The sequence below is a fragment of the Rhodococcus opacus B4 genome (assembly GCF_000010805.1).
GTDB classification, from domain to species: Bacteria; Actinomycetota; Actinomycetes; order Mycobacteriales; family Mycobacteriaceae; genus Rhodococcus_F; species Rhodococcus_F opacus_C.
Window position 1 is genome coordinate 7,836,031 of the sequence record NC_012522.1, and the last position, 22,540, is coordinate 7,858,570.

Genomic DNA, 22,540 nt, shown 5'->3' on the forward strand with positions numbered 1-22,540 from the left:
GCGAGTGGGTACCCAGAGTCCTCGCCCGGGCCGCCGAGACAAACTCCCGGTGTGGCCCCACGCGGTGCAGCCCACGAGAAAGGCGGTTCGGATGGAGCTCGACGTAGAGCCTTCGGATGTTCCGGAAACGCTGAGTATCGAGGGGGCGGGGCTTCGACTCTCGGCAGACCGGTGGAAAAGGTCCGGTGCAAGCGGCAAATACGCTGGCGTAGTCCTACTGTTGCACGGCGGCGGCCAGACGAGGCACTCGTGGCGTCGAACCGGTGAACGCCTGGCGGCGGCCGGCTGGATCGCGTACGCCGTCGACCTCCGCGGCCACGGCGACAGCGAGTGGGACGAATCCGGAAACTACGGCATGTCGATCATGACCGAAGACGTCCGTCTAATTATCCAACATGTCAGAAATGAACACGGTGACCTTCCGGTGGCTCTGGTGGGCGCCTCTCTCGGCGGCAAGGTGTCGTTGATCGCGATCGGTGAGGATTCCGAGCTCGCACAGGCTCTGGTGCTCGTCGACATCGCGGTACGTGTCGAGGTGGCGGGCGGACAGCGGGTCCGGCAGTTCATGACGAGCGCACCCGACGGCTTCGGCTCCCTCCAGGAAGCCTCCGCGGCGGTCTCCGCGTACAACCCGCGCCGCCGGCCCTCCGGCAACCTCGAAGGCCTGAAGAAGAACCTCCGGCTGCGCGACGGTCGCTGGCACTGGCACTGGGATCCCCGCGTCATGTTCAACGACGATGCGGGCTCCCACCCCGATACGCCGGTCAGCGCAGTCATCTACGAACGTTCGCGCCGGGCGGCACGCAACATCACCTGTCCCGTCCTGCTGGTGCGCGGCAAGGAGTCCGACGTCGTATCCGACGAGGGCGTCGCGGAGATGCGCGAACTGATCCCGCACGCCCACGTCGTCGACGTCAGGGACGCCGGCCACATGGTGGCCGGCGACGACAACGACATCTTCACCGCGAGCTTGCTCGGGTACCTCGACCAGTCGATACGGGCTCTGGCCTCGGAATCGGCGAAGGGAAATTGGTAGTCAGATGGAATCCACGACGCAATCGGCGACCGGACCGGTCACCAAACTCGAACAGGTCGTCATCCGGATCGCCGGCGACTCCGGCGACGGCATGCAACTGGCGGGCGACCAGTTCACGGCAGAGGCAGCCGCTTTCGGGAACGATCTCGCCACGCAGCCGAACTTTCCGGCCGAGATCAGGGCACCCCAGGGAACACTTCCCGGTGTCTCGAGCTTTCAGATCCAGATCGCCGAGTACGACATCCTCACGGCGGGTGACCGCCCGGACGTCCTCGTCGCGATGAACCCGGCCGCGCTGAAGGCGAACATCGGTGATCTGCCTCGCGGTGGCACACTGATCGTCAACAGCGACGAGTTCACCAAGCGGAACCTGTCGAAGGTCGGGTACGACGGCGACCCCCTCGAGACCGCCGAGTTCGAGGACTACCAGATCCACGAGATCGCCATGGCCACCCTCACATTGGGTGCGGTGGAATCGGTCGGGCTGGGCAAGAAGGACGCCGAGCGGTCGAAGAACATGTTCGCACTCGGAGTTCTGTCCTGGATGTACGGACGGCCCCTCGCCGCCATCGAAGAGTTTCTGGCCAGCAAGTTCGCCAAGAAACCGGACATCGCGAAGGCCAACGTCCTGGCCCTGCGGGCCGGGTGGAACTACGGCGAGACCACCGAATCGTTCGCCACGAGCTTCGAGGTGGCGCCGGCGACGCTGCCCACCGGAACCTACCGGCAGGTCACGGGCAACACCGCCCTGGCCTACGGGTTGCTGGCAGCAGGCCGGACGTCCGGCATGGACGTCTTCCTTGGTACGTATCCGATCACGCCGGCCTCGGACATTCTGCACGAGCTCAGCAAGCACAAGCACTTCGGCGTCGTCACATTCCAGGCCGAGGACGAGATCTCCGGCATCGGCGCGGCGCTCGGTGCGTCCTACGGCGGTGCCCTGGGCGTGACGAGCACGTCGGGTCCCGGACTCGCCCTCAAGTCCGAAGCGATCGGGCTGGCCGTCATGACGGAACTGCCGTTGGTCATCGTCGACGTGCAACGAGGTGGACCCTCGACCGGGCTGCCGACGAAAACTGAACAGTCCGACCTCCTGCAGGCCCTGTACGGCCGCAACGGGGAATCCCCGGTGGCGGTGATTGCGCCGCAGTCGCCCGCCGACTGCTTCGATGCCGCCCTCGAGGCCGCGCAGATCGCCGTCACCTACCGCACTCCCGTTCTCGTACTGTCCGACGGTGCCATCGCGAACGGCTCGGAACCGTGGAGTATCCCGGACGTCGGTGCGCTACCTCCGATCGATCCGGCGTTCGCCGTCACCGGGCACGGTGGTGGCGCCGACGGCGGCTACCTGCCCTACGCCCGTGACCCGCAGACGCTCGCCCGCGACTGGGCCGTTCCCGGTAGCGCCGGTCTCGAGCACCGGATCGGCGGACTCGAGAAGGAAAACGGCAGCGGCGACATCTCGTACACCGACGTCAACCACGAACTGATGACCCGGATTCGGGCGGCGAAGATCGCCGGCATCGAGGTTCCCGATCTGATCGTGGACGATCCCGACGCCGACGCCGACGTGCTGGTCATCGGCTGGGGCTCGTCCTACGGCCCTATCGGTGAAGCTGTTCGGCGAATGCGCCATGGGGGCAACAAGATCGCTCGTGCGCACCTGCGGCACCTGAATCCGATGCCGGCGAACCTCGCCGAGGTGTTGACCGGGTACCGGCGTGTCCTGGTCCCCGAGATGAACCTCGGCCAATTGTCGATGTTGCTGCGCGCCCGGTTCGACGCCGACATCCAGCCCGTCACCAAGGTGTCGGGGATGGCGTTCCGGGCGGACGAACTGCACGAAGCGTTCCTCCAGGAATTCGGCGGCACCCTCGCCGCGTCCGAATCGGCCAAGACCCCGGCCGCCCGCGCGGCCGTGGTCACGCGCTAGCTCTGCGACCCACAGTTCTTCGATTGGAGCTCTCCCATGACCAGTGTCATCCCGTCCGATCTTCGTGGATTCGAACTGGGGCTCAGCGCCCTCGACACCGTCCCGAAGTCGGAGGTGCCGATGAAGGCGAAGGACTTCGCGTCCACCCAGGAGGTGCGCTGGTGCCCCGGTTGTGGCGATTACGTGATCCTGGCAACCGTCAAGAGCATGCTTCCGCAATTGGGACTCAAGCGGGAGAATATCGCGTTCATCTCGGGCATCGGCTGCTCCTCCCGCTTCCCGTACTACTTGGAGACCTACGGGGTGCACTCCATCCACGGCCGGGCACCGACCCTCGCGACCGGCCTGTCGGTCACCCGTCCCGACCTGTCGATCTGGGTGGTCACCGGTGACGGCGACGCGATGTCGATCGGCGGAAACCATCTGATCCACGCCCTTCGCCGCAACGTGAACATGCGAGTCCTCATGTTCAACAACAGGATCTACGGCCTCACCAAGGGGCAGTACTCACCGACCTCGGAAGTCGGCAAGGTCACCAAGTCCACACCGATGGGATCGGTCGACGCGCCGTTCAACACCATGTCCCTCACCGTCGGCGCCGAAGCCACCTTCGTCGCCCGGGCCCTCGATTCAGACCGTGCCGGCCTCACCGAGGTGCTGATGGCCGCCGCCCGCCACCGCGGGACGGCGTTCGTCGAGATCCTGCAGGACTGCCCCATCTTCAACGACGGATCGTTCGACGCCCTCCGCAAGGAAGAAGCGGCAAAACGACTGATCCCGCTGCGGCACGGTGAGCCGATCACGTTCGGCGACGACGGAGAACTGTGCGTCGTACGAAAAGGCTTCGGATTGCAGGTGGCGAACGCCGGTGATGTCGCACCACACGACATCGTGATCCACGACGCCCACACCGACGACCCCGAGTATGCCTACGCGCTCTCGCGTCTGTCGGATCAGAGTCTGAATTACACCGTCACCGGCATCATCCGTTCGGTGACACGCCCCACCTACGACGACGCAGTCCGGAACCAGGTGACGGCGGCGAAATCCACCGGGGGTGCAGATCTGCAGGCCACCCTCAACGGCCACAACACGTGGACCATCGACTGAGCCCAGGGGCTCCATCGCTGGTTCGGCGATCACCGACCAACACACCCGAGATGAAGGAACACACCATGAGTGTCGACACCGACGCCGCCAACAAAGTACTTGCCGGATTGCGCCCCTTTCCGGTTGCTGTCACCACCGTCGACGGTGGCTTCGGCAACGGCCTGATGTCGCTGTCGGCGGGCTCTGCGAGCATCATCCCCGAGGCTCCCCGCGCCACCATCAGCCTGACCAAGTTCAACAAGACGCACGACATGGTGTCGAACTCCGGCATCTTCGTCATGCACATGCTCAGCGCCGAGGACGATCAGCTGGCGAAGTCCCTCGAGATTCTGATGACGCTTGGCGGCAGTTCGGGCCGGGACGGGGACAAGCTCTCGAAGCTGCGCACCAAGACCGGAGTCACCGGGGCCCCGATCCTGCTCGACGCACACAGCTACGTCGAGGCCCGCATCGCCGGCACTCTCGACGTCCAGGAGAGCTCGATCTTCGTCGGTGACGTCGTCGCAGCGGAAATCTTGAACCCCGGCCAGCGCTTGAAGATCAACGAGGCCTGGGGCAAGCTTCCCGAGGAGTGGATCGCCCAGTACGACGCGAACCACGAGCCGCAGCTCGCCAACGCCCGGGTGCGACGTTTCGGCCAGAAAGTCTAGGAACGGCCGATGACCACTGTCGAACAGTCCTCCGTCACCGGCGCCTGGGAACTGCCCGAAGAGTTCCGCATGCTGCGGGACACCGTGCGCAGATTCATGGAGTCGGAGGTGCATCCCCTCGAAGCGACCCTGCCGCACGACGCGGCGGGGCTGCCCCGCGAACGACTGATTCCGTTGCAGGAGAAGGCGCGGTCGCTCGGGTTGTGGGCTATGCAGACGCCGGAGGAGTTCGGTGGTGCCGGCCTCAGCGTCCTGGGGCAAGTCGTCGTGGCCGAGGAGGCCGCGAAATGCCGTATGGGTGCGTTCTTCCCGGCGTTGGGTGCGTTCGGTGGCAATCCGCCGAACGTGATGTACACGGCGACGGAAGAGCAATTCCGCAGGTACGCACAACCGATCATCGACGGCACGGCAACCAAGTCCTATACGTCGATCAGTGAGGCGTCCGGGGGATCGGATCCCGCACGGGCGATCAAGCTCAAGGCCGTCCGCAACGGCGACCACTACGTGCTGAACGGGAGCAAGATGTGGACCAGTCACGCCGAGAAGGCGGACTGGGGCGTCGTCTACGCCCGGACCGGGGAAGGCCGGAGCGGCATCTCCTGTTTCATCGTGGAGAAGGACAGTCCGGGGATGTCGTTTCACCGTATCGGGGTGATGGCGTCGTTCGCGCCGTACGAGCTGCATTTCGACGACGTGCGCGTCCCCGTCGAGAACCTGATCGGTGAGGAGGGCAGAGGGTTCGCCCTCGCCTCCGACTTTCTGGTGCACGGCCGGATCATCTACGCCGCCGGACCCATCGGCATCGCGCAGACGGCCCTCGACATGGCGTGCCGGTGGGCAAAGGACCGGCAGGTGTTCGGCGGCACACTCGCCGACAAGCAGGGTGTCCAGTGGATGCTCGTCGACTGCGAAGTCGAGCTGCGGGCCGCCCGACTCCTGATGTACCAGGCGGCGTGGAATGCTGATCTCGGCAAAGACGTGCGCACCGACGCCTCCGTGTCCAAGATGTACGGCACCGAGGTGGCGTACAAGGTGATCGACCGGTGCATCCAGATCCACGGCGCTCTCGGGCTCTCCGACGAACTGCCACTCGAGCGGTGGTTTCGCGACCTTCGCGTGAAGCGGCTGGGCGAGGGCGCCACCGAGGTCCAACGGGTGGTCATAGCTCGTGAACTGCTGAAGTGAAGGGGAACCCAGGGACATGGATCTGAAATTCAATCTGATGTTCCCGATGCGTGCGGTGAAGCACTACCCGCAGTGGATCGGTGACGGCAGTCTCGGGCAGGTGGCCAAGCTCGTCGAGGATGTGGGGTTCGACGGCTTCGCGATGAGTGAGCACCCGTACCCGGACAAGAAGTGGCTGGCCAACGGGGGTCACCACGCCTTCGACCCGTTCGTTGCATTGAGTATGGCCGCGGAGGCAACGACACGGATCCGACTCATCACCTACGTGATGGTGGCCGCGTATCGCAGCCCCTACCTCGGGGCCAAATCGGCAGCGAGCCTCGACCTACTGTCGGGTGGACGGCTCACCCTCGGCATGGCCGCGGGCTATCTCGAGACCGAGTTCAACGCGCTCGGAGCAGATTTCGCCCGGCGCGGGAAGTTGCTCGACGAGGCGATCGCCGCGATGCGCTCCACCTGGGTTGGCGAAGATCACGACGGTCCGGAGTTCGGATGCAGCGACCACCTCTCGCTCCCGCTGCCGGCGCAGCCGGGGGGACCACCGATCTGGATCGGGGGCAACAGCAAGGCAGCCCGACGTCGCGTCGTCGAATCGGCGGACGGATGGATGCCGATGGCGCAGTCCGCGCAAATGGCGGAGATCACGAGAACTCCGCCGCTCGAAGACATCGGCAGCCTCCGCGAGATGATCTCCGCGCAAAACAAGAAGCGGGCCGAAGCCGGTAAATCGTCCATCGACGTCTCGTTCGTGCCCTTCGAGAAGGAACTGCAGCAGTCCGGCGATTCGACCGCATTCTGCGACGCCCTCGCACCGCGGCTGAGTGCCTACGCGGACGCCGGCGTCACCTGGATCACGATCGAGCCATCCAGCCGTAGCTTCGACGACTTCGAGCGCGACATCGCGATGATGAGCGAACGGCTGATCAGCCGATAGACCGGCTGTTCCGGCACGAAAATCGAGCGGACATGCGCGTTCCGGTGGAGCGCGCGGGTGTCCGCTTCCCACGATCAGGAGCGAGACGAAGGAGTCACAGTGCCCAAATCGACTGTGCCGAGCGAACAATACGTGACGACGTCCCCCTATCAACCGGGCGAGTGGGCGCGAGACGTGGCGGAGGAAATGCCGGGGAGCCGCGAGTTCGGTGAGCTCGTCGAGACGTTCCGTGAACTGCAATCCGCACTGTGTGCAGCAGCGCCTTCGGTCGAACTCATGGCGCAGTTGAACCGGGAGTTCCGCGATGCGACGGAGCGGCTGACCGAGTTCCGGGTGCCCGAACTCGAACGCTACCCGCGCCGGCCCGATCTGACCGGCCGGGGACATCCGGTGCTGATCCCGTACACGGTCCAGGAACTTCGCGACCGGGACATGGTCGCTGTCGTCGAGTTCACCGACGCCCAATTGGGCGGAAACGGTGCCGTCCACGGCGGCACCATCCCGCTACTGTTCGACGATCTGCTCGGGATCTTCGTGAGTATCAAGGGACAGCCGGGATCGCGGACGGCGTTCCTGAAGGTGAACTATCGGAAGATCACTCCCATCCACAGGAAGTTGCGAGTCGAAGCATCCATCGATCGGATCGACGGTCGCAAGACGTGGATCACGGGGCGCCTCCTCGACGGCGACGAACTGCTGGCCGACGCCGAAGCGTTGTTCCTGCGACTGCTACCCGGGCAGCCGTGACGGCCGACGTACGCCACCGGATGGGTGACCTGCAGTTCGGCGTCTACGTTCCCCAGTTCAAGATGGATGTGACCTCCGTACTCGCGACCGCGACGGTGGTGGAAGAGTGCGGGTTCGATTCCTTCTGGCTGATGGACCACCTCTACGCGCCGGGGGCTCCTCCGTGCGACATGTTCGAAAGCTGGACTCTGCTGACGGCAGTCGCGGCTGTGACGTCGCGGATACGACTCGGCCACCTCGTCGGATGCAATCCGTTCCGGCATCCCGCGCTGCTCGCGAAAATGGCGGCCACCTTGGACCAGATCAGTGGGGGGCGGCTCGATCTGGGACTGGGCTGGGGCTCAGTCGAGGCTGAATTGACCGCGTTCGGATTTCCACTCGGATCCAAACGTGAGCGCTCGGAAGCGTTGGGGGAGACTCTCGAGATCCTGGAACTGATGTTCACCGGTGAGCCCTTCGACTACGAGGGTCGGCAGTTCCAGCTGCACAGCGCGTTCGGACTTCCACGGCCCGTGCACGGCCGGATTCCCATTCACATCGGTGGTGGTGGCCCGACGCTGACCATGCCGCTGGTCGCCCGGTACGCCGATTGGTGGAACTGCGTCGGGGGAGCGCGGAACAGACTCGATGAACTGTCCGAGCTGAAAGGTCGAGCTCGTATCTCCGCCCAGTACGCCGTCGGAATGGCAGCGGACGAATCGGACGTCGAACACGTGGCAGCACTGACTGCGCGGCGGATGCCGATACCTGCGTGGGGAGCCGCCCTCGTCGGCACTACCGCGCAGCTGGTCGAGCAGTTTCAGCGGGAACACGAACGCGGAGTGGAACTATTCGTACTCCGGTTCCACGACTTCGCCGCCGCAGACACCCTCAGACGTTTCGCGGGTGAGGTTCTGGAACCGCTCAAAGCATGGGTAGAGGCGTGATGATGAAGTTGGGTTACAAGGCGTCGGCGGAGCAGTTCGGTCCGCGGGAGTTGGTGGAGCTGGGTGTTCTGGCGGAGGCGCACGGTATGGATTCGGCGACGGTGTCGGATCATTTCCAGCCGTGGCGGCACGAGGGTGGTCATGCGCCGTTCTCGTTGGCGTGGATGACGGCGGTCGGGGAGCGGACGGAGCGGTTGCAGTTGGGGACGTCGGTGATGACGCCGACGTTCCGGTACAACCCGGCGGTGGTGGCGCAGGCGTTCGCGACGATGGGGTGTCTGTATCCGGGGCGGATCATGCTCGGGGTGGGCACCGGGGAGGCGCTCGCTTCCCGGAGGTGACCAAACCTGCAGCACTTCGCCGGCGTGCGATATCGGTTGCGGAGGCCGAGGCGGACAGACGCGGATAGCAGGAACGGTTTGGCACAGGATATAGCTATGATGTCAAGCTGCGGTAGAAGATTCGTCGGACGTCCCGCCAATCGCTCCGACATAGTGGGTACGGTGTTTGAGGAAGCTTTTGTAGCCTGGGGCGGCCGCAATGTCGAGAGTAAGGCGTTGACCACCCATCAGAACCTGTCGATCGGCTTCAATGAGCATGATCTGCCAGGGCGCCGGCCGCTACGGGGACGTTCTGCAGCGGGATCACACCTTGGTCATGCAGCCACCACCTCTTTGACCGCCAGCATCAGCGTATCGCTGTGGAGCAGCCCAGTGGCCTGCGGAAAGCAATGTAGGTCCGCGACTCGCGGCCAGGGCGTGGACCCCATGCAGAGAAGCGATCGGCCTAGGAGGCCACGAACAGGGCCTGCAGTGGGGCGGGAAGTACGCCGACAAGGCCGTCTGCACGACAGAGTCAGACCTATGCGGTCGACAACATGGTCGTTCTTCCCACCGATTCCAGTGTGGTTGGCGAGCATCGACATTGGCAAAGGGCTGAACGGTGGGACCCTGGCCGGTCAGGCCAGGGCCCACACCCCGTTCTGACGAGGGAGGCTGCTGTTGACGAGGGTGCGCAGGTTCAGTGAGACACAGCGGGTGCGGAGCCAGGCATCGTTCTTGCGGACGCCGAGATAGCGGAGCTTGAGACGGCGCCCGTTCTGGGTTGCCGCCCAGGCGATGATCCGCTCTATCGCCGAGCTGGTCGGATATTCCTGCTTGAACTACGGAGTGCGGGCCTGGGCGCGCGGCCAACTCGACGACGCCGTCCGGGCCGAATTGGCGCAGAAAGTCGTGTAGTAGTTCAGGACTGCTGGAATGCTTCCGGCGGCACCGTTGGTCGGTGCCGTCACCACTCGGCCGGGCTCCTCGTTGACCGAGAATACGTAGAAGACCGTCCATTCCACCGCGCCAGAAGCCTTGCTTGTTGCCGGCTGCGCGTTGAGTCGGTCGAACATTGCACGGGCTCGCCTCGGCACCCGCAGCCCGGCAGGTGCCCTGTTCGGCGCCTCCCCGACTCGGCGGATTCCTGCATGACTTGCCAGATGTGCAGCAGTCTCGCCCGTATCTCATCCTCGGGGGTTCGAACGGCGCGAGAACGAGTTCGGCGATCGACAATCCGAGGGCGGGGTCGTCCGAGGCCACGAACGCCTCCCGCCGGCGGACCGGGGGAGGCGTTCAGGGGCGCAGGTTTACTGTTCAGGGGGTTACTTCTGTGCGGTTGTCTGTTCGGCGACCTTCCGGCGAATCTCGTCCATGTCGAGGCCCTTGACCTTGGTCACCAGTTCGTCGAGCGCCTCGGGCGGGAGTACGCCAGCCTGACTAAAGACCAGGAGTCCTTCCCGGAACGCCATCACGGTCGGGATCGAGCGGATGTTCGCCGCCGCGGCAAGACCCTGCTCGGCCTCGGTGTCGACCTTGGCGAACACCACATCCGTGTGCTTGTCCGAGGAGGCTTCGAAGGTGGGGGCGAACGCACGGCACGGACCGCACCACGACGCCCAGAAGTCGACGAGAACGAGGTCATGGCCCGCCACGACCTCGTCGAAGGTGTGCTGAGTAAGACTCTGGGTGGCCAAGAGGGTCCCTTCTAATTCGATGAGTGGCAGTGCGAAATGCGACCGCGGACCAGGTATTCGCGGCCACCGTGCCGCTGGCGGTGGGGATTTCGCACTCGCTTTGGGGAGGCCAGATCTTTCAAGCCGTGTCCGGGCCTCTTTCTTCCGAACACGACCTGGCAGAGCTGGCCGCGGCTATCGCTAGGCCCCGGTCGAGGCCAGCGGCTTCGCGGCGCGTGCGGCGACGGACAACGCCTTCATGCCGTGCACGACGGCGCCACCGGCGCGCATCGCGGCCGCGAGGTAGGTGACCTCGGCGAGCTCCTGCTCGGATGCGCCGAGCGCGACCGCATCCTCGGTGTGGAATCGAATGCAGGCTTCACACTGCGTCGTCAACGCAACAGCGATACCGATGAGTTCTCTGTATTTCCTGGGGATTTCACCGGGTCCGGTGAAGACGGCTGCGTTGTAGGCGGCCAGTGCGGCTCCCATCTCCGGTGCCAGGTTTGTACCGAGCGGGGAGTGACGATGGTTGTTCGGTGTAGGCATTCGAAAATCTCCTTGGTAGAAGGTCGAAATCGATCACGCGGTGCCGGGCTGCAAAAGCTTGCGGACGGTGCCCTCGTTCGAGGCACCGTCGAGCTGCTGCAGCCGTTGTGCGAAGGCCACGGCCTCACGCTTCATCCACTCGACCACGTGGGTCCTGCGGGGTTCAGACAACCGCGCGGAGACCGCTTCGACGCTGAACGCGGCGATCGCCGTCCCCGAGGCACCGACGATCGGAACTCCGATCCCCTCGGCCCCGGGCACCAGCGTGGTGGGAGCCTGCGCGAATCCGGCTGTCCGTGCTCGCTGGATCAGCGCCGGCAGTGCTGCCGGATCCGGCAGCACGCTACCGGACAGTTGGGTGCCGGGAATCGAGGTGAGCAGGCGGTCGACCTCGTCGTCCTCGGCCCAGGCAAGTAGCGCCAAGCTGCCGGCGCATGAGCCGAGCATCCGGCGATCGCCGATCTGGGTGGTGATCGCCCTGATCGGATACGTTCCGACTACACGGTCAACGCAGACCGCCTGCGAGCCAGCCTTCACCGTCAGATACACCGTGTCACTGGTCAGCTCCGCGAGCCGGTTTAGATGGGGCGCAGCCAGGCTGGTGAAACCATGCCGATCCGACGCCGCCATCCCGATACCGACCAGCGGCAAACCCAGAACGTACGCGGACCGGGATTCGTCTAGTTCGACCCATCCCAGCTTCGTCAAGGTTCCGAGCAGTCGGTGAACCGTGGTCTTCGACAATCCGGTCACCAGAGCAAGGTCGGTCAACCGGCTGCCTGACTTCCCAGCGTCGGCGATCGCCTGAATCAGCGTCGCAGCTCGTTCCACACTGCGGATCCCTCCGGATGATTCCTCCGCCATGTTGCTCTCCGTTCCCAGTATTTCTCCTACTCGATCCACCACGAACAGCCACGAAACCTCACTGTCCGCCGCATGGAAGGGTCCGGCAGGGCCGGGGGAGTACTACTCGCAGGCGGAGGCAGGGACGCGGTGGTGCCGCTCTCAGCGTAGAGCGGGACCACCCGGTCGCTTCATGCCAGCGTCGTCACCACATCGACCGGGCGGACCAGCGTGTCCCGGATGGGCGAGCGCTTCTGCACGGTGTCGACAAGGTCCTGCAGCTCTTCCCGAGTGGCGCCCGGCGCGGAGAGGTCGACCTTCACGCGGATCTCCCGTGCGCCGGGAGCCTCTTCGGGGGCAACACCGAGGAACGAGGCCAGGTCGAAGTCGGCCTCCAGCTCGAGCTTGTAGCTCTCGAGCTCGATACCCCGCGACGCGGCGTTGGCCGCGAGCGTCACCGTGTAGCACCCGGCGAGTGCCTGCAGCACGTACTCAGCCGGGGACACAGCGGTGTCGGTGCCGAGCAGCGGAGCCGGCTCGTCGCTGGACATGGTGAACTTGCCCAGCCGAGAGTTGTCGACCTGACCTGCCTGGGTGAGGCCGCCGGTCTGGGAGTTCACCCGAAAACCGCCCTGCCACTCTCCGTTTACGGCGAAGGACACCTTGCCGAGCGCGCGGTCACCGCGGACCGCCTCGATCGTCTCGTTTAGCGCCTGCAGATCAACGCCATTGACCGTTTGCTTCGTTTCCATCGTATTCCTCACTGTTGTAGGGGATTACCCACTGTGCGGAATCGGCCGCGCACCGGGGTGTGCTGCCAGTGAACGTTCCCGAGCATCCGGTGTCAACTTTCGGTTCCGCGCCGCGGAACAGGGTGGAAAACTGATGCCGATTAAACTGCTGTGGAGGGTCCGTCACCATCCAGAAATGGAATGCAATTCCGGCATGCAGTACAACGGGCTGATTGGTGACGGTGGGTTTGCATGGACGTGCGCCTACCCACGAGCAGTCGGCGCGGCGCCTACTCAGATTGTCTCCGCAGGGTCGTCGACGACTCCCTGGGGGTGTACTCCACACCGTGTGCGTGGCGTGCACCCGCTCGGTGGAAGCGTCGGCCGTTGCTTCGGTCACGAGGGGTCACGTGGTACCCCAGCTCCACCGCGAAGCATGCGGTCGACTCGGCGCAGGTGCTCGCCAAGGCCGACGACAATCACGTGGTCAATCACGTCTTGTTTGAGTCGCCGGTCAATCGGTGTTGGCGAGGTCGCTCTGCGCCCAGTGTTCGGAGACGACGACATCGCCCTCGGCAAACCCCGAAGTCGTCGTGAATGCTGCTGCCCCAAGAATCTCGCACCCATCACCGGATCTGCGCTGACCCGCGCTGCAACGGATTCGGGAACTTCCACCGCTCGAAGTCGCCTGGTGCCGACCCGTGCTGCACTGTCGGGGTAGTCGGACAGTGTCAACCTTCGACACTGGCGATGCTAGGGCGATTGACTCGCCCTAGCTCTGCAAATATGCGCAGGGGTCTGCAAAATACATCATTGATCTTTTACCGCAATATCTTCCACCATATATAGAGAACAGATCGCGCGAGTGATTCGCTCTGACCACAAGACCACTCGCTCGGACCATAGACCACTAACGGTAAGTGCCTTGAAGCGAGAAGTGCCGCCCTCCGAGGTAATGGTGGATGAGCCCGATAGAGAGGACATCACGTGCCGACCGTGGCATTGACCCAATCCAACTTCGACGACACCATTGCGTCGAATGATATCGTCCTGATTGATTTCTGGGCCTCGTGGTGCGGACCGTGTCGAGCGTTCGCGCCGACGTTCGGGTAAGTCCCAGGGAGTGGTGGGAATCGGCTGAGGGCGTCCGGCCAGGTCCGCGGCGTGTCGCTCCCTCGCCGAAGGTGGGCCATCGCGTAGTGATCAACGAGTTACCGACCAAAGTGACTCACAGAAAGTATCCACGCGATGACCCACGACCATTCTGCACTGCTCGCCCAACTCGACGCACTCACCGGCGCCGACAGCGCCAGCGTGTTCGCCGAACTGATCCGCACCGGCCTGCAGGCCTTGATCGAAGCCGAAGCCACCGAGAAGCTCGGCGCCGGCCGCTACGAACGCACCGCTACCCGCACCACCCATCGCAACGGCCACCGCACCAAGACCGTCTCCACGACCAGCGGCGATGTCGAGGTCAAGATCCCCAAGCTACGGTCCGGGTCGTTCTTTCCGTCCTTGCTGGAACGGCGTCGGCGGATCGACAAAGCCCTGTATGCGGTGGTGATGGAGGCGTATGTGCACGGCGTATCGACTCGCAGCGTCGATGACCTGGTCGGCGCGTTGGGAGTCGGGTCAGGGATCTCGAAATCGGAGGTGTCGCGGATCTGTGCCGGTCTGGACGGCGAGATAGCCCGGTTCCGAGAGCGCACGCTGACGCACACGAGTTTTCCGTACGTGTTCCTCGACGCCACCTTCTGCAAGGTCCGGGTCGGTGCGCACGTGGTGTCCCAGGCGCTGGTGGTCGCGACCGGGGTGTCCATCGACGGCACCCGCGAGGTCCTGGGCACCGCGGTCGGCGACAGTGAATCCTACGAGTTCTGGCGCGAGTTCCTCACCAGCCTCAAAGACCGTGGTCTGTCGGGGGTGCATCTGGTGATCTCTGATGCGCACAGCGGTCTCAAAGCTGCTGTGATGCAGCAGTTCGCGGGATCATCGTGGCAGAGGTGTCGGGTTCATTTCATGCGCAACATCCGATCGGCAGTGGCGGCCAAGCATGTGCCGCCGGTGATGGCGGCGGTCAAGACGATCTTCGCGCACACCGATCCGGTGGAGGTCGCCGCGCAGTGGGACCAAGTCACCGATACCTTCGCCGGGTCGTTCCCGAAGGTTGCGGCGTTGATGGAAGCAGCCAAACACGATGTGCTGGCCTTCACCGCGTTTCCGAAGGCGCATTGGCAAAAAATCTGGTCCAACAATCCAATTGAGCGGTTGAACAAGGAAATCAAGCGTCGAGCCGATGTCGTGGAGATCTTCCCGAATCCGGCCGCGTTCTTGCGGTTGGCAACCGCGGTGGTGATCGAGCAGCACGACGAGTGGCAAGTGACCCGCCGCTACGTCTCCGACGTGAGCATGGACGAGCTCCGTGCGGTGATCGCCGCGAAGGGACACGCTACCGAGCCGGCGTTGTCGTTGACCGGCTCGAGTGGAACAGCCTAGTATTCACCGCGACTCGTTGATCACCGCGCATGCCGCGAGCCGATCCGAAGTCCACCACTCCACGGGGCACTATCCGACGTTCGAAGGCGCATCCGACAGGCACGACAATGTCGTATTTGGCAAAGTCGACACGGAGGCCGAGCAACAACTGGCTGCGGTGGCACGAATAACCTCCATCCCGACCGTCGTGGCCTTCCACAAGGGCGCGCTGGTGTACTCGCAGTCCGGTGTGCTCCCCAAGGCGGCTCTCGACAGTCTTGTCTGGCGGATCAAGGAATTGGACAGCGCGCCGACCGCCCGCACTCATTGACATCGACCCAGCACATTGTCGGCGTGCACAGCGCTGCCGACCATCATCTAGGACTCAGCAATGAACGTCTCTTCCCCTGGACTCTCAGTGGTCTCGGTCCCTCGCGACACAGGAACGGACCACCGGGACGACCGTGTGTTCGCCCAGGTACAGCGCTATCGGCGTGAACGCAGGCGGAGATTGCAAAAAGCTGCGCCCACCTCATCGCGCCAGTACTCGCGCGATGAGGTTAACGAGATCGTGCGGTTCGCCGAAGTATGGGGTCCATATGGAGGCCCGCCGACAGAAGAGGTGTTCGTTCGGTTCGGCCTGTCTATGTCACAGTTCTTCGACCGGCTCCGGGACACCGTGGCGATGGGAATATGCGACGCGCAGACCACATACAGACTCGACGCCTGGTATCCGCTCGCGCGGTCGATTGGCTGATCCCTTGTCAGCGAGCAAGTTGGGACTGCTTGATCGAGTGTCCTTCTGAGATGGATGACATCCACCGAGGAGCTGATACCCAGGCCACGGTGTTCGGCAGCGCGGTGCTGATGCCTCGGCATTGGTGCGATTGAGGGGTAGCGCTGTGAACTTACTCGACTGACTCGGTTATCGGAGGCGACTCGGCGGCAGTTAGTGGCTTGTACCAGAACTCTTCTGACGGTCAGCTTGATTCAGGATGCGCAATCAGAACCTCCGTTCATAAGGTATCCGGTGCTAAGCCACGTCGCAGCAGACCTAGGAGGTCTTCCAAATGCCGCTGCTGATCCTTCATGCTGTGATCGCGTGTGCCAGTCTGTTTACACGCCATGCCACCGAGTCGATCCAACGAATCCTTACGAATATCACCGTCGCACGAGCCGATGCGAGATGGTTAGTCATGGCGGCGAGCGCACAACACGAGCCATCCAGCAATCGATCGTTCCAAGACGAACTGCGCGACCTTTAGGCAGCCGTGGCAGGTCGGAGGGTGGCGTCGGTGTCTCGAGGTCTGGACGAGGTGGTGACCCGACTGCTCGACAGTTATGATCGGGACACCATTGTCGGCCGCCGCGGCCAAGCGATCGTGCTGCTGGCGCCGTTGGGATTACGCGGCGCGGTGGCGGGTCGGCGATGGCGACGGGCGCAAGGTGCGGATTTCCGCCCGAGGTGTCGTGCTCAGAACGCGATCGCTCAAGTTCATGCTCTCGGGTCCGGAATTATCAGGGGCCCTCGATACTGCCAACTCAGGCGGCCAACAGCGCCCGGTACTGCGATCTCTAGATCGAGTTGCCGCTTGAGTTGCCGCTTGAAGGGGTGCAGCTGTGTCGACTCTATGAGTGCGCGAAGAGATATCGGGGCGGCTCTATGTGTTGTTCGACCGCGTGTTTTGTAGTCACCACGAGTGACTGGCGACGATTTCGCGGGATTCGTGCGTCGAGTTCCCAATCCCTGCATTTCCAGGCGATCGACGGTTGAGCTGGACCCGAACCGATTCGGCGACTTGCCACAGAGAGGTGCCACTCTGCTGGGCGCAGCCCGCTGCTGACTCCGACGCACTTGCTCGACATCAACGCTCGGCCGGGACTCGAACACCGAAAACTGAGCAAGGCGATCGATTCTGCGCTCCGCCAGCACGACCTGACCCCCCCAAGTCCGAAATCTTCGACGCACCGGTTTTCGCGAAACCCCGATATCGTCGGTCTCCGTTGTTGCGCAGCAACATCGTCGCTGGACGACAACAGCCTATGCCGGTCGACGTCGCCGGAGGACGCCCCGATGGGGGCGGCGCGGTGCCACATTGCGCGGTCGTCCACCGGGACGCCGCCGCCTGTGGCCGTGCGGCGAACCGAGGGATCCAGCGGTTCGACGATCTCCCACAACGCATCCGGCACCAAACGCAGAGAAAACTCATCTACCACGCGGGTCGCATCATGCACCACAAGTCGCTTCATCCACATGAGCACGCGCTACGTAACTCGACAAGTGCGGACTGGAGCAGGTCGTTGGCGGATTCTATTCTGCTGCGTTCTCGTCCGGATGGACCGAAGATTCCGCCGACGTTCAGTCGTTATAACTGCTCCTCTCATCCTCGCGACCTTCTACTCGAAAGTCATTGATTCCCTTTGGATTGGCCACGTGGTGCGGACGGGACGTGAGTGTCGCGTGGTCCAGAATTTGAGCGGGCCTGGCACACACGTCCTGCGCGGGGAGTTTTAGAGGCGTAGGTCTGTCCACACGGTCCTGGTCTCGAGGAAGTATTCGAGGTTTTGGCGGCCCATATCTCGTCCGTAGCCGGACTTCTTGAAGCCGCCGAAGGGTGCTGCTGCATCGCTTTGGCCGTAGGTGTTGATGTAGACGCTTCCGACTCGAAGGAGATTCGACAGTCGATTCGCCTTGGCAATGTCGCGCGTCCAGATTCCTGCGGCGAGACCATACTCGCTGTCATTTGCGCGCCGTGCGACCTCGTCGAGTTCGTCGAAGGGGAGTACGACGAGGACCGGTCCGAAAACTTCCTCGCGGACGATGGCATCGTCGTCGTTGACGTCGGTGAGTACGGTTGGTTCGAGAAAGATTCCGTCGTGGTCAGTGTGAGGGTTCCCGCCGACGACGGTGCGTGCGCCATCGGACGCTGCGCGATCCAGGTAGTTGCACACCGTCGTCATTTGGCTCTTCGAGATGAGCGGCCCCATCTGGGTGTCCTCATCGAGTTGGTGACCGACGACGATGGTCTTGGTATGTTCCTTGAGGCGGGCGAGCACGGTGTCCAGGATCGGACGTTCGACGTACAACCGTGACCCAGCGCTGCACATTTGCCCGGTATTGGAGAAGATCGCGGCCGCGGCGCCTTCGATTGCGTGATCGAGGTTGGCATCGGCGAAGATGATGTTGGCGCTCTTGCCTCCGAGTTCGAGGGTGACGCGCTTGATGCCTGTCGCGGCACGGCGGGCGATTTCTTCGCCTACCCGCGTCGACCCAGTAAACGAAATCTTTTCGACCTCTGGATGTTCGACCAGGACGGGCCCGAGTTCCGACCCGGATCCAGGAAGGATGTTTACAACCCCTGGAGGGAACCCGGCGTCGGAGATCAGTTCGGCTAGACGTAGTACGGACAGTGAGGTCTGCTCTGCCGGTTTGAGGACGGTGGTGCATCCGGCGGCCAGTGCGGGCGCAAGTTTCCAGCAGGCGATCAATATGGGGTAGTTCCACGGGACGATGAGGGCTGCGACACCGACCGGTGTACGTTCGGTGCGGCACATCATATCTGGTACGTCGACAGGGATTGTGGCGCCCTCGATCTTGTTGGTCCAGCCGGCAAAGTAGCGTACGTGGCGGATCGCGTATGCGACGTCGAAGTCACGCGCCACCGCTAGTGGTTTGCCACTGTCTAGCGCCTCGATATGCGCGAGCTCCTCTTGGTGCTCTTCCATCAGATCGGCGAGTGCGAACAGTAATCGTGCCCTGCTCGCCGCGCTCATCACTCGCCACGGTGCGTCTGGTTCGAAGGCTGCCACGGCGGCTGCAACCGCCCTATGGGCGTCCTGTTTCCCGCCTACTGCAAACGTCGCGATCTGCTCACCTGAGCCGGGGTCGAGGCTGACGGACATGCCCCCATCTCGCGGTGTAGTCCATTCGCCGTTGATGAAGAGCTGGTGATCGCGGCCGAGGAACTCCGCGGCGTCGGGGTGCACCGGAATGCGGGTCCGTGAGGGAACTTCGGTGGTCATCTTTTGTACCTTTCGTGCAGGTGTGGTGGAGCTACGACGAGCATCAAGCGGTGAGCCCGTCGATGTTGCTCATCGCGTCGAGTACGGTGCGAACGTGGTCGACGAGGAAGTTGATGTCGTCGGTATCGAAGACCAGCGGCGGCGAGAACTGGATCAGGGGTGTTCCTTCGTGGTCGACTGCTGCTCGGCAGAGGATGCCGGCATCGACCAGCGCGGGGTTGAGGTGTTGAGCGACGAAGTCATTCGATGAAATCGTGCTGCGCCAGGCCCTTGCGTTCTTGTCGGTTACCAATTCCAGCGAGTAATGAAATCCGTCGCCGCGAAGGTCGCCGACGAGCGGGTGTTCGAGCAGCTCGGACAAACGTGCCCGGAAGTACGGTTCGGTGCGGCGGACATGTCCGAGGATGTCTTCGCGCTCCATGATGGCGATGTTGGCTAGTCCCGCCGCGCACGCCGCCGGGTGGCCTCCGAAGGTCAAGCCGTGGAGATACATGCCCTGCGGACCTGACAGAACGGTATCGATCACTGCGCTCGTCGTGATCATCCCACCCAGAGGAACGTGGCCCGAGGACACGCCCTTCGCGAAGGTAATGATATCTGGTTCCATTCCGTAACGGGTGGACCCGAACCACTCGCCGAGGCGGCCGAATCCGCAGATCACCTCGTCGGCCACAAGCAGGATGCCGTGGCGGTCGCAGATCTCGCGTACGCCAGCGCAATAGCCTTCCGGAGGGGTGAGCGAGCCGCCCGCGTTCTGGAGGGGTTCGAGGAAGATGCCGGCGACGGTATCGGGGCCTTCTTGGACGATGAGTGCTTCCAGTTCCTGCAGCAGCAAAGCAGTGAACTGTTCCTCGGTTTCGCCGAAGGGACGCTTGTAGCGTTTGGTGTTGGAGATGTGTCGGGTTCCGTGCATGAGCGGCTCGAAGACCTTTTTGAAGTTTGTCATGCCGTTGAGGGAGAGCGCCGCGTACGAGGTTCCGTGGTACGACACACGCCTGGCAATGAACTTCATCCGGGAATGCTCTCCCCGGGCCTGGTGGTACTGGCGAATAAGCTTGACAGCGGCCTCGTTCGATTCGGAGCCACCGGAAGTGAGGAAGACGCGGTCCAGGCCGGCGGGGGCGAGTTCCGCGATCTTTGCGGCTAGGAGGATCGACGGGGGCTGCGCGTACCCCCAGTTCGAGAAATAGGGCAGTGTGGCCATCTGCTGTTGTACAGCGTGACCGATCTCCGCTCCGTACCCGTATCCGACGTTTACACAGAACAGGCCGGCGAGTGCATCGAGGTAGCGCTTGCCGGTGGAATCGGTCAACCAGCATCCATCACCTGACACCATGACTCGCGGGGGCGCCTCGTTGTAGGCGCCAGCGCCGGTGAAGTGCATGATGAGGTGCTGTTGGGCGAGCTCTTGCAGATCAACCGACGAATCGGCATCCAGTCCTGGATTGAGATCGTTGAGCGGGGAGATGGTCATTACTGTCCCTTTCGAGCGGATTTTTTCCAGATGCTTTGTGGGGGAGGTGTATCCCCCTGGTTTGCTTTCGATTATCAGAGTGGACGAGATCTGGTGGAGTGTGTCAGCGCGCGGCCTGGGCCGCTACCTCGATGTCGCCGTTTCCTTCGTGATCAGCCTTGTCCATCGACAGATCGGGGACCGGCCGGGAGAATCCCCGCGTGAGCGTGAGAAGATAGGCAACTCCCACAGCGAGCCAGGTCAGTCCGATTGCAAAGGTCGGGCCGCTCAGGCTGGTCCACAGGTAGGCGTTGAAGGCGACGCCGAGACCGGGTACGAGGGCGTATCGGAGCAGGTCTCCCGGCGATCGTTTGCCCTTGTCGATTACATAGTGCTTGATGACGGCAAGATTCACGAAGGTGAAGGCCGCCAGGGCGCCGAAGCTGATCATCGACGACGCCTTCTCGAGGCTGATGAACAGCGCGGACAGGCCCAGCGCACCGACAATGATGTTCGGGACAACGGGAGTACGGAAGCGGGGATGCAGATGTCCGAAGATCGGTTTTGGCAGTACGCCGTCACGCCCCATCGCAAACAGGATCCTGGACACGCTTGCCTGACTTGCCAATGCAGAGGCGAAACAGCCGGCGACATAGGCGGCAGTGAAGAAACTATTGAGAAGGTCTCCACCGACATGCTTCATCACATCCACGGTTGCGACATCGACACTGCTGAACAGGGTGTAATCCGGGAAGATGAGGTGTCCGATGTAGGACTCGAGAATGTACAGCGCACCGCCGAGAACCGTGCACAGCAGAATGGCGCGCGGAATCCGAACGGTCGGGTTCTTCGTTTCCTCTGAGAGTGTGGAGACTGCGTCGAAGCCGAGAAATGAGAGGGCCAGGATGGCGGCGCCGCCGAAGACTGCGGCGACATTCATCCCGGAGGAGAGAAATGGGGTGGTGAAAGAGTGCACGCCGCTCTCGCCCAGCTTGCGAACCGACAAGACGACGAAGACGGCAATGAAGACGAACTGTGCCGCGATGAAGATGAAATTGACTCCTGCGATCACACGGATGCCGATGATATTGAGCAGCGTTGTGAGCAGGACGGATCCCACTATCCACATCCACATCGGAATGCTGGGGAAGTAGTCGTGCATGTACAGGCCGATGACGAGGTAGCAGATCATCGGCAGGAAGATGTAGTCCAGCAGAAGCACCCAACCGACGATGAATCCGACTGCCTTGCCGAATGCGCTCTTCGCGTAGGCGTAGGCGGAGCCTGCTCGGGGATGCGCCACGACCATGCGGCCGTAGCTGTATGCGGTCAACAGCATCGCGAGCGTTGTCACGATGTAAGCCGCTGGGAGATGTCCCTCGGTGGATGTCGTTACCACTCCGTACGTGGTCCATACGGTCAGTGGCACCATGTAGGCCAATCCGAAGAAGACCAGGGAGGGCATCCCGAGAACTCTCTTCAACTCGGTTTCATGTTGGGGACCATGATCGCTGAGGTTGTGGGGTCCGGGTCGAACGGTCATAGGAAACGCCTTCTTAACTCTCGGCGTGGTGCGTGTGACGGCAGCCACAGTCTGGCATGTGGGAAATATTCCTCTTTAGAGGAATGGAAGTCAAGGCCTTTGAGTCACAAAAACTTTCTGACCGCGCAGGCCGGACGCGGTGGATCCGGTTGTGTATGTCAAATAGTCTGCGGATCGCAGTGTTCCGTGATCGACGGGCACGATCGGGTGGCGAAAGTGCGGGCGTTGTGACGGTACGAGCTGAAGCCGGGTCGGAGCGATCTCGAATGGCGACCGGAAATGGCGAAACGTTAGAGGATGCGGTGCCCGACGGTCGGCGCGGATCAGGACCTCTGAGTGGGTCGAGGAGCGCGTTGAGACCGCGGTTTCGTATCTTGCGCGCCACATCGTGCCGACTAGGGATGCG

At 63.1% G+C, this 22,540-nt stretch carries 18 protein-coding genes and 2 pseudogenes; 12 read left to right on the forward strand and 8 right to left on the reverse strand.

Annotated features, from left to right (window positions below):
- The first annotated feature begins 91 nt into the window (after positions 1 to 91).
- The 9 genes and pseudogenes from ROP_RS35655 to ROP_RS35695 all read left to right on the forward strand — a co-directional run.
- Positions 92 to 1,036 (forward strand): alpha/beta fold hydrolase, encoded by a 945-nt coding sequence (locus ROP_RS35655; protein WP_015890839.1) that lies wholly within the window; start codon positions 92 to 94, stop codon positions 1,034 to 1,036.
- A gap of 4 nt (positions 1,037 to 1,040) precedes the next feature.
- Positions 1,041 to 2,969 carry a 2-oxoacid:acceptor oxidoreductase subunit alpha gene (locus ROP_RS35660; RefSeq protein ID WP_015890840.1) on the forward strand — a complete coding sequence of 643 codons (1,929 nt, stop codon included), beginning with the start codon at positions 1,041 to 1,043 and terminating at the stop codon, positions 2,967 to 2,969.
- A 36-nt stretch (positions 2,970 to 3,005) separates the two neighbouring features.
- A complete protein-coding gene (locus tag ROP_RS35665; RefSeq protein ID WP_015890841.1) occupies positions 3,006 to 4,079 on the forward strand; it encodes a 2-oxoacid:ferredoxin oxidoreductase subunit beta in 1,074 nt (357 codons plus the stop codon).
- Positions 4,080 to 4,144: 65 nt separating this feature from the next.
- On the forward strand, positions 4,145 to 4,729 hold the full coding sequence (locus ROP_RS35670; RefSeq protein ID WP_043826968.1) for a flavin reductase family protein: 585 nt from the start codon (positions 4,145 to 4,147) through the stop codon (positions 4,727 to 4,729).
- 9 nt (positions 4,730 to 4,738) lie between these two features.
- Entirely contained in the window at positions 4,739 to 5,914 is a 1,176-nt protein-coding gene (locus ROP_RS35675; protein ID WP_015890843.1) for an acyl-CoA dehydrogenase family protein, read from the forward strand.
- A gap of 16 nt (positions 5,915 to 5,930) precedes the next feature.
- Entirely contained in the window at positions 5,931 to 6,848 is a 918-nt protein-coding gene (locus tag ROP_RS35680; RefSeq protein WP_015890844.1) for an LLM class F420-dependent oxidoreductase, read from the forward strand.
- 99 nt (positions 6,849 to 6,947) lie between these two features.
- Positions 6,948 to 7,595: a PaaI family thioesterase gene (locus ROP_RS35685; RefSeq protein ID WP_005573243.1), complete on the forward strand. Its 648-nt coding sequence runs from the start codon at positions 6,948 to 6,950 to the stop codon at positions 7,593 to 7,595.
- Positions 7,592 to 8,521, forward strand: a complete 930-nt coding sequence (locus tag ROP_RS35690; protein WP_015890845.1) for an LLM class flavin-dependent oxidoreductase — start codon at positions 7,592 to 7,594, stop codon at positions 8,519 to 8,521. The genes ROP_RS35685 and ROP_RS35690 overlap by 4 nt, the downstream gene beginning before the upstream one ends.
- Positions 8,506 to 8,847: pseudogene (locus ROP_RS35695) on the forward strand (LLM class flavin-dependent oxidoreductase); the annotation flags it as partial. The gene ROP_RS35690 and the pseudogene ROP_RS35695, both read left to right, overlap by 16 nt.
- A gap of 836 nt (positions 8,848 to 9,683) precedes the next feature.
- Here the strand turns inward: ROP_RS35695 and ROP_RS41705 are convergent.
- The 5 genes from ROP_RS41705 to ROP_RS35715 all read right to left on the reverse strand — a co-directional run bounded on the left by ROP_RS41705 (position 9,684) and on the right by ROP_RS35715 (position 12,661).
- A complete protein-coding gene (locus ROP_RS41705; protein ID WP_080512550.1) occupies positions 9,684 to 9,917 on the reverse strand; it encodes an L-serine ammonia-lyase, iron-sulfur-dependent, subunit alpha in 234 nt (77 codons plus the stop codon).
- A gap of 249 nt (positions 9,918 to 10,166) precedes the next feature.
- A complete protein-coding gene (trxA, locus tag ROP_RS35700; RefSeq protein WP_015890848.1) occupies positions 10,167 to 10,538 on the reverse strand; it encodes a thioredoxin in 372 nt (123 codons plus the stop codon).
- A 180-nt stretch (positions 10,539 to 10,718) separates the two neighbouring features.
- Entirely contained in the window at positions 10,719 to 11,066 is a 348-nt protein-coding gene (locus tag ROP_RS35705) for a carboxymuconolactone decarboxylase family protein (RefSeq protein ID WP_015890849.1), read from the reverse strand.
- Positions 11,067 to 11,099: 33 nt separating this feature from the next.
- On the reverse strand, positions 11,100 to 11,930 hold the full coding sequence (locus ROP_RS35710) for an IclR family transcriptional regulator (protein ID WP_231869021.1): 831 nt from the start codon (positions 11,928 to 11,930) through the stop codon (positions 11,100 to 11,102).
- A 170-nt stretch (positions 11,931 to 12,100) separates the two neighbouring features.
- Positions 12,101 to 12,661 (reverse strand): OsmC family protein, encoded by a 561-nt coding sequence (locus ROP_RS35715; RefSeq protein WP_015890851.1) that lies wholly within the window; start codon positions 12,659 to 12,661, stop codon positions 12,101 to 12,103.
- A 966-nt stretch (positions 12,662 to 13,627) separates the two neighbouring features.
- On the opposite strand from ROP_RS35715, the pseudogene ROP_RS41710 reads away from it, so the two are divergent.
- The 3 genes and pseudogenes from ROP_RS41710 to ROP_RS35725 form a co-directional block, all read left to right on the forward strand.
- Positions 13,628 to 13,747: pseudogene (locus tag ROP_RS41710) on the forward strand (thioredoxin family protein); the annotation flags it as partial.
- 141 nt (positions 13,748 to 13,888) lie between these two features.
- Positions 13,889 to 15,136, forward strand: coding sequence for an IS256 family transposase (locus ROP_RS35720; protein ID WP_012690772.1), 1,248 nt, complete (start codon positions 13,889 to 13,891; stop codon positions 15,134 to 15,136).
- A 16-nt stretch (positions 15,137 to 15,152) separates the two neighbouring features.
- Positions 15,153 to 15,446 (forward strand): thioredoxin family protein, encoded by a 294-nt coding sequence (locus tag ROP_RS35725; RefSeq protein WP_231869022.1) that lies wholly within the window; start codon positions 15,153 to 15,155, stop codon positions 15,444 to 15,446.
- A gap of 2,180 nt (positions 15,447 to 17,626) precedes the next feature.
- On the opposite strand, the gene ROP_RS35730 is transcribed toward ROP_RS35725, so the two are convergent.
- The 3 genes from ROP_RS35730 to ROP_RS35740 form a co-directional block, all read right to left on the reverse strand.
- Positions 17,627 to 19,138 carry an aldehyde dehydrogenase family protein gene (locus ROP_RS35730; RefSeq protein ID WP_015890854.1) on the reverse strand — a complete coding sequence of 504 codons (1,512 nt, stop codon included), beginning with the start codon at positions 19,136 to 19,138 and terminating at the stop codon, positions 17,627 to 17,629.
- A gap of 43 nt (positions 19,139 to 19,181) precedes the next feature.
- A complete protein-coding gene (locus ROP_RS35735) occupies positions 19,182 to 20,612 on the reverse strand; it encodes an aspartate aminotransferase family protein (protein ID WP_015890855.1) in 1,431 nt (476 codons plus the stop codon).
- Between the two features lie 103 nt (positions 20,613 to 20,715).
- A complete protein-coding gene (locus ROP_RS35740) occupies positions 20,716 to 22,056 on the reverse strand; it encodes an APC family permease (RefSeq protein ID WP_231869023.1) in 1,341 nt (446 codons plus the stop codon).
- Between the last annotated feature and the right edge of the window lie 484 nt (positions 22,057 to 22,540).

Coding starts and splice junctions, on each gene's coding strand:
- ROP_RS35720 (WP_012690772.1), top strand. CDS start 13,889: ATGACCCACGACCATTCTGCACTGCTCGCCCAACTCGACGCACTCACC.
- ROP_RS35735 (WP_015890855.1), bottom strand. CDS start 20,612: ATGACCATCTCCCCGCTCAACGATCTCAATCCAGGACTGGATGCCGAT.
- ROP_RS35740 (WP_231869023.1), bottom strand. CDS start 22,056: ATGCCCTCCCTGGTCTTCTTCGGATTGGCCTACATGGTGCCACTGACC.
- ROP_RS35660 (WP_015890840.1), top strand. CDS start 1,041: ATGGAATCCACGACGCAATCGGCGACCGGACCGGTCACCAAACTCGAA.
- ROP_RS35715 (WP_015890851.1), bottom strand. CDS start 12,661: ATGGAAACGAAGCAAACGGTCAATGGCGTTGATCTGCAGGCGCTAAAC.
- ROP_RS35710 (WP_231869021.1), bottom strand. CDS start 11,930: ATGGCGGAGGAATCATCCGGAGGGATCCGCAGTGTGGAACGAGCTGCG.
- ROP_RS41705 (WP_080512550.1), bottom strand. CDS start 9,917: ATGTTCGACCGACTCAACGCGCAGCCGGCAACAAGCAAGGCTTCTGGC.
- ROP_RS35730 (WP_015890854.1), bottom strand. CDS start 19,138: ATGACCACCGAAGTTCCCTCACGGACCCGCATTCCGGTGCACCCCGAC.
- ROP_RS35675 (WP_015890843.1), top strand. CDS start 4,739: ATGACCACTGTCGAACAGTCCTCCGTCACCGGCGCCTGGGAACTGCCC.
- ROP_RS35655 (WP_015890839.1), top strand. CDS start 92: ATGGAGCTCGACGTAGAGCCTTCGGATGTTCCGGAAACGCTGAGTATC.
- ROP_RS35670 (WP_043826968.1), top strand. CDS start 4,145: ATGAGTGTCGACACCGACGCCGCCAACAAAGTACTTGCCGGATTGCGC.
- ROP_RS35665 (WP_015890841.1), top strand. CDS start 3,006: ATGACCAGTGTCATCCCGTCCGATCTTCGTGGATTCGAACTGGGGCTC.
- ROP_RS35705 (WP_015890849.1), bottom strand. CDS start 11,066: ATGCCTACACCGAACAACCATCGTCACTCCCCGCTCGGTACAAACCTG.
- ROP_RS35680 (WP_015890844.1), top strand. CDS start 5,931: ATGGATCTGAAATTCAATCTGATGTTCCCGATGCGTGCGGTGAAGCAC.